This window comes from Plectonema radiosum NIES-515 (assembly GCF_025753815.1).
GTDB lineage: Bacteria > Cyanobacteriota > Cyanobacteriia > Cyanobacteriales > Nostocaceae > Hassallia > Hassallia radiosum_A.
Map to the genome: position 1 here is coordinate 1 of NZ_JAOWRF010000015.1, position 10,341 is coordinate 10,341.

Here is a 10,341-nt window from a genome sequence, read left to right on the forward strand (position 1 = left end):
TGCTAATCAAGAATCTTTATCTCCCCAGCAAGAGTTAGTAGAAGATTTAATGGCAATCATACATTGCTTCTCTTGCAGATTGTACGGCTTGCGTTCATACTCCACTGATTTGAAAAATAAATTAAAAGAAAGCATTGACAACCCTAGACATAATGAGATATTATTAAAGAACAAAGAAACACAGTGTTGAGGTCGAACAATGCTTTTATCTATCAAAACAAAATTAAAACTAAATAGCAACCAAGAAACAATAATGAGTAAACACGCAGGTATTGCGCGTTTTACCTATAACTGGGGTTTGGCTACTTGGAATAATCTTTATGAAGATGGATTAAAGCCTAATAAATATGTTCTGAAAAAGTTTTTTAACAACCACGTTAAACCTGAGTTTACATGGATTAAAGAAAAAGGTATTTGTCAGAAAATAACTCAATACGCCTTCGATAATCTTGGTGACGCTTTCTCTAGATTTCTTAGCAAAAAAGGTGGATATCCTAATTTTAAAAAGAAAGGGCATCACGATTCTTTTACTATTGATGCCGGCGGTAAACCAATTCCCGTTGGTGGTAAATCAGTAAAACTGCCTACAATCGGATGGGTTAAAACTCATGAAGGTTTGCCCCACACCACATGCACCAAAATAACAATATCAAGGACTGCTGATAGTTGGTTTATTGCTTTTGCATATGAACAAAAACATGAACCAACTGTTAAACAGCACGAAATAGTAGGAGTCGATTTAGGAATTAAGGAATTGGCTACACTGTCCACTGGAATAGTGTTTACAAATCCCAAGCATTACAAAACTAATCTAGAAAAGCTCAGAAGGTTGTCTAGAAAGTTTGCAAGAATTGTTAAAGGTTCTAACAACCGACATAAAGCTAAAACCCAACTTGCTAAACATCACGCCAAGGTAGCCAATCTCAGAAAAAATACGCTTCACCAAATCACTACTTTCTTATGCAAAAACCACGCCAAAATAGTAGTAGAAGACTTAAACATTTCTGGGATGTTATCAAACCACAAATTAGCGCAAGTCATTGCCGATTGTGGTTTCCATGAATTTAAAAGGCAGTTGGAATATAAAGCGAAAAAATTTGGTTGCGAAATCATTATTGCAAGTCGTTGGTTCCCATCAAGTAAAACCTGCTCAAACTGTGGACATATTCAAGATATGCCACTTAAAGAAAGAATTTACAACTGCGGAAGTTGTAGTCATTCGATGGACAGAGATTTGAATGCAGCGATTAATTTATCACGTTTGGCTAAAGCGTGAAAGCTTACTGAGGGATAACCGCTCCCATGCTCCCGTTGAAGTAAGAAGTAAATGTCTAGACTTGTCTAGGTTTTATATAGCAGACATTGATTCGTATCGCAGTGGAGTTTTTAATAACCCAACTCCTCCATTTGAATGTATGGCAATCAACCTTGCTGTAACTATTATTGGCTGGGATGATGATAAGCAAGCTTGGTTAATCAAAAACTCTTGGGGTCCTTACTGGGGCGAAAAAGGCTACATGTGGATTGGCTATAAGAGCAACAATATTGGTTGTGGGGCAGCCTGGGTCGATGCTACTACTGTTAAACAATGAATCGATCTAACTGATCGAGCCTCTCACTCAGAAGGGAATTATAGAAGATATCGAAGGTGCCTTCTATCTTAGCGAGTACGGGCGAAAACACCTAGAATCGATTCTAATGCCTCAGTAAGGGATGGCAGATGATGATTTTTGTATATTTGGTTTGCTCCTTAATCGCGCTTCTAGGGGTGGGAATGCTGATAGGGCAAAGCTTTCAGTCTCAACCTACCAAAGTTACAAATCAGACAAGAATCGAAAAATCGGTCAAACATCACTGCTAGATTTACGGTGTGTCCTCAAAAAATTGATGAATACAAAATACCTGCTATCAGAGCGGGTTTTTGCTAAATGTGTATTTACAGTGAACAAATTTGCGATTATCTTACCTCAACAATTTGTTAATGTAAGTCAGGTTTCTGATGTTTCTTCTGAAAATCCTATTAAAGTAATGGGATCGGAATCAGGAAAAACGGCTACGATTTGTAAATCACCACCCATCGCCACAATATATTTTCTTAAGGTTGAGAGCATCAAGTCAGTACGTTGTTCAATACGAGAAACGTTACCTTGGTCAATTCTCAAACATTCAGCTATTTGTTTTTGAGTCACTTTTCGTTTTTGTCTAAGTTCCTGCCTTGTCATTTCTAAAGCTATAAGTTCATTAGTGCGATTTTGAATTTTTTCTTGGCGCTCCAATGGTAATTCTTTTAGTTTTTCTTTTAAAGTCTTTCCCATGATAAATTACCCATCTTTTTTCAGTTCAGCTAAATGCATTGCAAACCGGGCATCTGCCTTTTTGATGAGTTTTTTGTAGAATTTACGTTGACTGCTACCAGATTTGTCACCTGCTACTAGCAATATTGCACATCGTTGTGGATCGAAAGCAAATGCTACACGCCAAACGCCATCAGCAGCATTAAAACGCAATTCCTTCATATTGGCGTACAGCGAACCCTTAAGAGTGTCAACTTGTGGTCGCCCCAATTGTGAGCCGAATTTTTCTAATAATCCTACCATAGCGAATACTTCGTCTTGTACCTCTTCTGGCAAAACATTAAATTCCGGTTCAAAATCATCATGAAATTCAACAACCCAGTCCATGAATTTAGTATGCTCTAAAAAACATATGTTTTCAAGAGTATGTCAGTTACTTATAATATACACTTATCAAAACAATACTGAAAATAGTCTTCTACGTCTGGGTCACATCAGGTGTAACCCGTAAATCACAGGGTCTACAGTCAGCCGATGAAGATAAACAGGCACGGACGCGCTAAAATTCTCACACCAAAAGAGCTACGGGATTTTTGTGCTGGTGCTCGTCATTGGGTTCGGTCTCACGGGAATTGCCCGTGGTTATAACAATCCACCCGCGAGTCAGCAGATTGCGATCGCCAAACAGACGAGCGATCTCATGCTCAACACCTTGTTCGCTGCGTTGACGCAGGAGTTCAACGAGACCACGGTGAATAACGTCGAGCAAGGCAAGCAGTCCATCTCGCTGATATTTAACGATGAGAACAAAGATATGCGGCTGGTCGGCACTGTTCACCCGCTCCAAGAAAGCGATCGCCCCCGCGACAACTTTGAGCGTCAGGCAAACGCGCTGGCGCTAGCGGGGCAGGCATACGCATCCGTCCAGCGTGTGGAGGATGAATGGTATTATCGACGCTCGATCCCCCTCAGCAACTTCAGGGCGGAGTGTGCACTCTGCCACGTCAATTTGCCTGTCGGTCCCACATCGGACTGGGTGGGTGCGCTCATGCTCAGGGTGCCGATCAAGGATTAAGGGACTTCCAAACAATAGACCTCTTGCACTCATTCCCCTAACACCCCACCACGCCACTTGCTACAACGCGGGGAACCCGCGCAACGCAGTGGCTCCCCAGCCCCTCCCCGCTTGCGGGGAGGGGAGACTTTGACGCAAGTCACTCGTGGGGGTGGGGTTCTTTTTTTGATTTATGCAAGAAGTCTAATCAGGACTTACACCATTTCACGTTAATAGCGATACATATGAATCTTGTAGAGACGCGACGCCAGACGCTACAACGCTCGTGACCTCCCTTCGGGTTCGCCACTTCGACGGGACGGTACAGGCAACCGCCGAGTGGACTCACCGCAACGCGCTGGCTCAAATTTCGCGTCTCTACAGGTCTGTATTTGTATCAAGGTTTTTGTGAAACGGTATTACACGCTCATCTCGCCAAAACGTTGAATTTGCCTAGGGGCAATTCATGAATTGCCCCTACAACAGGTTAGTTTTGCGCTCATTCCTAATAAGTATAATTTCTCAAGTTTAAAAGAATGATTTGTAGTTAGCAATAATGTGCTTTTAAGCGTAGAGAGCGCTTACAACGAAGGATTAATTAACTCTGAGAACTACTGCACGAGTGTCTACGTTTAAAATTTGTACTCTTTTAGGGAAGGTGGTCATGGGGACTTTCCAGTGAGAATGACCGCATATTACTAGTAAGTCAGTTGCTGTTGCTAGTTCGGCACGTATGGATTCGTTCCCCATCAATTTCGCTTCTGCATCATTGGGACCTTCATGGAGAATTAAAATATTTGGTAATTCTTTGACGATCTTTTGGATGGCTTTTATAAAGTCTTTTTCTAAGCGTCGAAAAGGCTTATTGCTTTTGCCAATAATGCCGGAAATGCCAGCGATGCGAATATCATCTACAGAAATAGTATTACCATCTAAGTAGTGTATCCCACGCTCATTTTGAAATTCCATTATATTTTCTGGGGTTTTGCCGAAACTGTCGTGATTTCCTCCGACTCCGACTACCCAACGAAAACGACTGCTAAAAGCTTGCCAAACTTCACGTACATCTCCTACACCACCGCGCTTATCTATTTTGGCGTAAAAGTCCCCTGCTAAAATAATTCCTGTTGTTTTTGACGGTGGAATTTTTCCCTGTTCAGCTAAAATTTCTAGTTCTTCAGCGACAAGATGACCAAGAAGACGTTGATTATTTGGATCTCTACCTTGTAAATCGCTTGTGGCAATTATTGCTTCTAAACCAGGTGGTAGTGAGTCAACTTGTGCTGGTAAAATGGGCAGAACTTTATCAACCATCCCAGCACCACTGGACGCAGCGGTAATGAATGGTATTTGATGAATAGGATGGTTGGAAATATAGTTGATCCGCATTTTTTTTGATTGATTAAGCTGTCAGCAGTCGAAAGGAAAAATGCAAATAGTGGGGGACTGGGGATTAGGGACTGGGGGTTAGGTAAGAGGGTTATTTCTAATAGCTAATCGCCAATACATCTTTTTGGTTTTTATATTTCTATGTGACAGCAGACTCTAACATTTTTATTGTCCCAGCATTGGCATCAATTTCAACTTCTATGCCTATTGGCAAGGTAAATTTATTCTTAATATGACCAATCATTGAACCGTACCAAGCAGGAACGCCTAAAGGAAGTATATGGTATTGCAATACTTGCATTAAAGTAAATGAAGGTTCATCCCCTAGATTACAATTAGTGCATTGTCCAAAAACAAAGCCAGCTATTTGGTTAAGAATTCCCGCGTTTTTTAATTGAGTTAGCATTCGATCTACACGATAAACATCCTCGCCTACTTCTTCTACAAATAAAATACTTTTGTTCCACGAAGGTAAATAAGGCGACCCAACCATTGCTGAGAGTACTGACAAATTACCACCAATTAGTTTACCCCTAGCCTTTCCTAACGCTATGACCTGCATTTTTCCTTCTTCAGTATCCAAATTTTTCATTGTCACAGCTTCACCGTTAAATAGAATGCGCTTGACGTATAAAAGCGCAAACTCGTTCCAGGTAGATGTAGCAACAGGACCGTGAAATGTGACAATTTTACTGCGGGCGTTTATTGCTAACAACAGCGATGTAATATCACTGTATCCCATCAAGATTTTCGGATTGGAGCCGATGCGGATGTAGTCAAGTAGAGGTAAAATACGATTGCAACCCCAGCCACCACGCATAGCAATAATCGCTTTGACAGATTTGTCTGCAAACATGGCGTTGACATCAATTGCGCGATCGCTATCTTTACCTGCCAAATAGCCGTAACGATCTAAAATATGCTTTCCTAGCTTGACTTTTAGTCCTAACTGTAAACTTATGGCAAGCTTTGCTTCTTCGACATCTTTAAGCTCAACGATACCCGCAGGGCTAATTAATCCTACCGTATCGCCAATTTGCAGGCGGGGTGGTTTAATTATAGTGTTTGGCGCGATGTTACCTTGGGCTATAAGCGGTTGCATCTGGGTAGCTAAGGCAGCTAGCCCAAAGGTGGTGATAAATTGTCGGCGATTTGTGCTCATGATGGCAGCTATAGTAACATTTGCCACCAATATTCGGTTCATGCACTCTTCATGCATTACGCGGAAGTATTTCAATGCATATCTGGTAAAAAAGATGTAGAGACGTAGCAATGCTACGTCTGTTGGGGTTCGGGCAACGGATAATTAATTTTTACGCCTATTTATTTATAATGCACGCAAGTAAATTTTTCATAATTTGAGGTAACTGTGGCACGTAAACGCTTGATTATTGAGATGGGGATGGGGATAGATCAGCACGGACAAGAACCGACAGTAGCAGCCAAAAGAGCCGTGAGAAATGCGATCGCTCACAATGCTTTGCCTGGTGTTTGGGAAGTCGCTGGTTTAAACGATCCAGATGAAATGATTGTGGAAGTACAAGTCGCAGTCCCCTACCCAGAACTGGTGCGAGAAGCAGAAGTCTTAGCTGTACTGCCCTTTGGTCGCAAAACTCTCACCCTGGAGTCTGGGGGTATGATTGTGCAAGGACGGGCAATTCCCTCACTCAACGATAAAAATGACGAAATGTTGATCGCTATTGCTGCTGTGACAGTTTTAATTGAAACCGAGTAGATGTAAAAAATAAAGAACTTTCTTGATTTATGCAAGAATTACAACTAAAAAATTGGGATAACTTCTGTAGATATCACGCTAATAATGACTGGTATGGTATTTGGACTGAATATAACCCTGATAGACAAGTAATTAAGTCTTTTCAATGCATCAGAAGTTTTCACATGAGTGAAGATGAAAGTGAAATTAATCACCAAAATCATTATACTTACACAGATGGGACACAAGAGACAAAAACTTTTGGACCCTATAAGAAACCAATTACTAAATCTTTATTTTTAGATAACAGCTTTTCTTGGGGATCTATAAAGGTAGAATCAAACTTAAATTTTGGTTTTGAGACAGGTTTTAGGTATGAAGATAGGCGCCTCAGTGTGGTTGTTGTGTATGATGAAAGCGGCAGTTTGCAAAAAATTATAGTTATTCGCGAACACCTAGCAACCTTTCCAATGCAAATGACTAACCAGCCTGTAAAAGAGTTAAGCCGTTGGCAAAAAACAAGCAAAACAATGACACCTGATTGGATAGTGTCGTCTCCAGTAGTTACTTTCGAGAACAGAACAGAGCATTTGAATCCAAATTACTATAATTTGAATTTATTAACAGATATATCTATAACTTGTCCTAAACAAGTCGAAGGAGGAAAAGAGTTTTTTGCAGCGGTTGATTGGCTGATAGAACCTAATTTATTACAACGCGGTATTCGTCAATACAACGAGTCTGGTTTTACACAGCTTACTTTAGATATACTTAACACTATCGCTTAAGCATTTGCTAATTTAAAAAGTCAAAAGCTTTGGGCTAAAATATTAACTATTGAGGTAAGAATCTCTGGCAGGAAGTTTGATCAACGACTAATCACCATTACCAAAGGGGAGGGGGAAAGGGGAAAGGAAAAAAGGGGAAAGGAAGAGAAGAAGTTATTTAAAACACCCATAAACCTTTTTTCTTTTCTTTCCCCCTGTACGGGTTTAAAGCCCCCACTTTGCCTATTGGTTGAAATTGGGCTTTCTTCGCAATAAGAGTGCCAAATTTCTTCCTCCTTTCCCCCTTCCCCTTTCCCCTTTACCCCTCTTCATGAAGCAAAGTGAGTATGTCTCAAAACAATGATAAATTACTCCAGATTCAGAAAATAGCCGAACTTAAACCGAAGCATTTTGCTGACTTAGTGAGAGCTGCACAATTAATTTACGATCCGACAGCGGGACTTTCTGGTAGACATTTAAAAGTTGACTGGCAAGATTTCGGTGTTCCAATGGATGTCGTGGACAATCTGAAATCACTTGGTCAACAATATCAATATGCATCTCCCCATATACCAGTTGAAATTGTTTGGAGTCAATTAACTCCAGAAACTCGTATTTGGTTCATGGCAAATAAAGATAGATTGTGGCAGTTTGAAGAGGCTTTTCCGGCACTTGATGAAGATTAATTAACTAATAGACATTTATCTTGGAAAAGAATGTAGAGACGTAGCACGTCCAATGTAGAGACGTAGCACGTCCAATGTAGAGACGTAGCACATCCAATGTAGAGACGTAGCACATCCAATGTAGAGACGTAGCACATCCAATGTAGAGACGTAGCACATCCAATGTAGAGACGTAGCACTGCTACGTCTCTACAAGCCCAGATGTCTAATAGACAAATGTAGAGACGCGAAATTTCGCGTCTCTACAAGCATTTTGGGTAAGGCAGAATTAATTTGGGGAGATGCCTAATAAATAAAAATATCACAACTTATAGCTCAAACAACGCGTGCAAGTGTTAAATCTAGTATCGTTGAGTGATAAAAAATCAACGTGAAAGCACAGGTATTTAGAGGGGTTAATCAACTCTCTTACGAAGATATCCCAGTTCCAGAACTCTCAGCCGATGAAGTTCTGGTACAAGTGCGGGTAGTAGGGTTGTGTCAGTCGGATATCAAAAAGATTCGCTATCCGCTATATGAACCACCACGCATCTTTGGACATGAAACAGCAGGAACCATTGCCGCAGTCGGTAATGAGGTGAAAAATTGGGTCATTGGACAACGAGTAGCAGTAATGCACCACATCCCTTGTATGCGTTGTGCGTACTGCCTCAATGATAATTTCTCAATGTGCGATGTTTACAAAAATATTTCCACCACTGCCGGGTTTAATGCTAGCGGGGGTGGTTTTGCGGAGTATGTCAAGGTTCCCGGTCATATTGTGCGATCGGGTGGATTGATTCCGATTCCTGATAATATCAGCTTTGAAGAAGCAAGTTTTGTAGAGCCGACTAACTGCTGTTTGAAGGCAGTAAAAAAAGCGCAAATTATTCCCGGTCAAACGGTTTTGGTTACTGGTGCAGGACCGATTGGGCTAATGTTTGTCATGCTGGTGAAGCATTTCGGAGCAAAAGCGATCGCCACCGACTTACTGCCCTCTAGAATTGAAAAAGCTTTAAATGTCGGTGCAGAAGCCGCATTTGATGCTCGCGATCGCGATTTACCTGCTAAAATTCAAGCGCTAACCGATGGGATGGGTGTTGATGTCACCCTGCTCGCTGTCCCCAGTGATAAAGCTTTCTTTCAGGCTCTTGATTGTACCCGCAAAGGTGGAAAAATCGTCTTTTTCGCCGAGTTTCCCGATGAAATGGAAATTCCCATGAACCCGAACATCCTCTACCGTCGGGAAATTGACTTGATGGGCAGTTACAGTTCATCATATCGCTTGCAAAGTCTGGCAACTGATATAGTGTTTAATCGACGCATCGACGTAGAAGCACTAATTAGCGATCGCTATCCCCTACAAAAATTATCTCAAGCCGTAGAAATGGCGATCGCACCAACCCCAGAAACGTACAAGATTTTGATTTATCCCTAATTTTGAGGACAAGGGGGACAAGGGGGACAAGGAGGACAAGGAGGACAAGGGGGACAAGGGGACTCCTTGGGGGACTCCTTGGAGGACTCCTTGGGGGACTCCTTGGAGGAATTTCTCCCCCATCTCCCTTGTCCTCCCCTCTCCCTTGTCTCCCTTGTCCCCCCCCTCTCCCTTGTCTCCCTTGTCCCCCCCCTCTCCCTTGTCTCCCTTGTCCCCCCCTCTCCCTTGTCCCCCTTGTCCCCCCTCTCCCCATCCCCCCATCCCCCACCAAAATGTTTACAATTTTCGTCACCCTACTAGCCTTATACGTTGCTTTCAACTTGGGAGCAAATGATGTTGCTAACGCGATGGGGACTTCTGTGGGTTCCAAAGCTGTTACCCTAAGACAGGCTTTGATAATTGCTGGGGTATTAGAGTTTACGGGTGCTGTATTGTTTGGGCATGAGGTATCAGAAACACTGGCAACGAAAATTGCCAATCCTGCTTTATTTGTCGCAGCACCGCAAATGCTTTTAACTGGGATGGTGACGGTGTTAATTGCGTCTGGGGTGTGGTTGCAAATTGCCACCTCACGGGGTTTACCTGTATCCTCTTCTCATGCGGTTGTTGGTGCGATCGCTGGATTTAGTTGGGTAGCTTTGGGAGCTAACGCAATTGATTGGTCTTCAATTAAGTTAATTACTTTTGGTTGGATTGTCACCCCCGTGATAAGTGGTGCGATCGCCGCTTTATTTTACAGTCAAGTTAAGCGCTGGATTCTCGATCAACCTAATCAGATAGCGCAGTTAAAAGAATGGATTCCTTGGTTGAGTGCATTGCTGCTGGGGATATTTGGAATAATAGTCCTACCCTCGCTGACTCAAGGAGTCACAAATTTTTTAATTTCGCAATTTGATTTAAATATACCTACTCACGACATCCCAATTTTGACCGGTGCTGTAGCAGCAGTTGGACTGACTTTCTATAGCTGGAGAGAATTGGAAGACAAGGGAGACTCCTTGGAGATAGGGGGAGTGGGGG

The 10,341-nt window shown here is 42.0% G+C and carries 12 protein-coding genes and 1 pseudogene; 9 read left to right on the plus strand and 4 right to left on the minus strand.

The annotated features are described in order from the left end of the window. From OGM63_RS01435 to OGM63_RS01445, 3 genes and pseudogenes are all read left to right on the plus strand, one after another. Nucleotides 1-190: pseudogene (locus tag OGM63_RS01435) on the plus strand (IS607 family transposase); the annotation flags it as partial. A gap of 9 nt (nt 191-199) precedes the next feature. Then, on the plus strand, nt 200-1,276 hold the full coding sequence (locus OGM63_RS01440; RefSeq protein ID WP_263743719.1) for an RNA-guided endonuclease InsQ/TnpB family protein: 1,077 nt from the start codon (nt 200-202) through the stop codon (nt 1,274-1,276). Beyond that, nucleotides 1,239-1,592 carry a C1 family peptidase gene (locus OGM63_RS01445; RefSeq protein ID WP_263743720.1) on the plus strand — a complete coding sequence of 118 codons (354 nt, stop codon included), beginning with the start codon at nt 1,239-1,241 and terminating at the stop codon, nt 1,590-1,592. Before OGM63_RS01440 ends, OGM63_RS01445 begins: the two co-directional genes overlap by 38 nt. 396 nt (nt 1,593-1,988) lie before the next feature. On the opposite strand, the gene OGM63_RS01450 is transcribed toward OGM63_RS01445, so the two are convergent. Both OGM63_RS01450 and OGM63_RS01455 read right to left on the minus strand, forming a co-directional pair. Further along, nucleotides 1,989-2,315 (minus strand): XRE family transcriptional regulator, encoded by a 327-nt coding sequence (locus OGM63_RS01450; RefSeq protein ID WP_263743721.1) that lies wholly within the window; start codon nt 2,313-2,315, stop codon nt 1,989-1,991. Nucleotides 2,316-2,321: 6 nt separating this feature from the next. Beyond that, nucleotides 2,322-2,681: a type II toxin-antitoxin system RelE/ParE family toxin gene (locus OGM63_RS01455; protein ID WP_263743722.1), complete on the minus strand. Its 360-nt coding sequence runs from the start codon at nt 2,679-2,681 to the stop codon at nt 2,322-2,324. A 208-nt stretch (nt 2,682-2,889) separates the two neighbouring features. Between OGM63_RS01455 and OGM63_RS01460 the strand changes: the two genes are divergently transcribed. After that, nucleotides 2,890-3,369 (plus strand): hypothetical protein, encoded by a 480-nt coding sequence (locus tag OGM63_RS01460; protein ID WP_263743723.1) that lies wholly within the window; start codon nt 2,890-2,892, stop codon nt 3,367-3,369. A gap of 573 nt (nt 3,370-3,942) precedes the next feature. On the opposite strand, the gene OGM63_RS01465 is transcribed toward OGM63_RS01460, so the two are convergent. Both OGM63_RS01465 and OGM63_RS01470 read right to left on the minus strand, forming a co-directional pair. Beyond that, nucleotides 3,943-4,737: a metallophosphoesterase family protein gene (locus OGM63_RS01465; protein WP_263743724.1), complete on the minus strand. Its 795-nt coding sequence runs from the start codon at nt 4,735-4,737 to the stop codon at nt 3,943-3,945. Nucleotides 4,738-4,876: 139 nt separating this feature from the next. Next, nucleotides 4,877-5,899, minus strand: a complete 1,023-nt coding sequence (locus OGM63_RS01470; RefSeq protein ID WP_263743730.1) for a S66 peptidase family protein — start codon at nt 5,897-5,899, stop codon at nt 4,877-4,879. A gap of 207 nt (nt 5,900-6,106) precedes the next feature. Here OGM63_RS01470 and OGM63_RS01475 point away from each other — a divergent pair, with 207 nt between their 5' ends. From OGM63_RS01475 to OGM63_RS01495, 5 genes are all read left to right on the plus strand, one after another. Continuing rightward, complete coding sequence (locus OGM63_RS01475; protein ID WP_263743725.1) at nt 6,107-6,472, plus strand: Lin0512 family protein; 366 nt, start codon at nt 6,107-6,109, stop codon at nt 6,470-6,472. A gap of 29 nt (nt 6,473-6,501) precedes the next feature. Continuing rightward, nucleotides 6,502-7,239 (plus strand): DUF3598 family protein, encoded by a 738-nt coding sequence (locus tag OGM63_RS01480; RefSeq protein WP_263743726.1) that lies wholly within the window; start codon nt 6,502-6,504, stop codon nt 7,237-7,239. A gap of 326 nt (nt 7,240-7,565) precedes the next feature. Then, a complete protein-coding gene (locus OGM63_RS01485; protein WP_263743727.1) occupies nt 7,566-7,904 on the plus strand; it encodes a hypothetical protein in 339 nt (112 codons plus the stop codon). Between the two features lie 370 nt (nt 7,905-8,274). Next, nucleotides 8,275-9,321, plus strand: a complete 1,047-nt coding sequence (locus OGM63_RS01490) for a zinc-dependent dehydrogenase (RefSeq protein ID WP_263743728.1) — start codon at nt 8,275-8,277, stop codon at nt 9,319-9,321. A 272-nt stretch (nt 9,322-9,593) separates the two neighbouring features. Continuing rightward, nucleotides 9,594-10,341 (plus strand): inorganic phosphate transporter (locus OGM63_RS01495; RefSeq protein ID WP_263743729.1); only part of this gene is annotated, 748 nt, incomplete at its 3' end.

Coding starts and splice junctions, on each gene's coding strand:
- OGM63_RS01440 (WP_263743719.1), top strand. CDS start 200: ATGCTTTTATCTATCAAAACAAAATTAAAACTAAATAGCAACCAAGAA.
- OGM63_RS01445 (WP_263743720.1), top strand. CDS start 1,239: ATGCAGCGATTAATTTATCACGTTTGGCTAAAGCGTGAAAGCTTACTG.
- OGM63_RS01450 (WP_263743721.1), bottom strand. CDS start 2,315: ATGGGAAAGACTTTAAAAGAAAAACTAAAAGAATTACCATTGGAGCGC.
- OGM63_RS01455 (WP_263743722.1), bottom strand. CDS start 2,681: ATGGACTGGGTTGTTGAATTTCATGATGATTTTGAACCGGAATTTAAT.
- OGM63_RS01465 (WP_263743724.1), bottom strand. CDS start 4,737: ATGCGGATCAACTATATTTCCAACCATCCTATTCATCAAATACCATTC.
- OGM63_RS01470 (WP_263743730.1), bottom strand. CDS start 5,899: ATGAGCACAAATCGCCGACAATTTATCACCACCTTTGGGCTAGCTGCC.
- OGM63_RS01480 (WP_263743726.1), top strand. CDS start 6,502: ATGCAAGAATTACAACTAAAAAATTGGGATAACTTCTGTAGATATCAC.
- OGM63_RS01485 (WP_263743727.1), top strand. CDS start 7,566: ATGTCTCAAAACAATGATAAATTACTCCAGATTCAGAAAATAGCCGAA.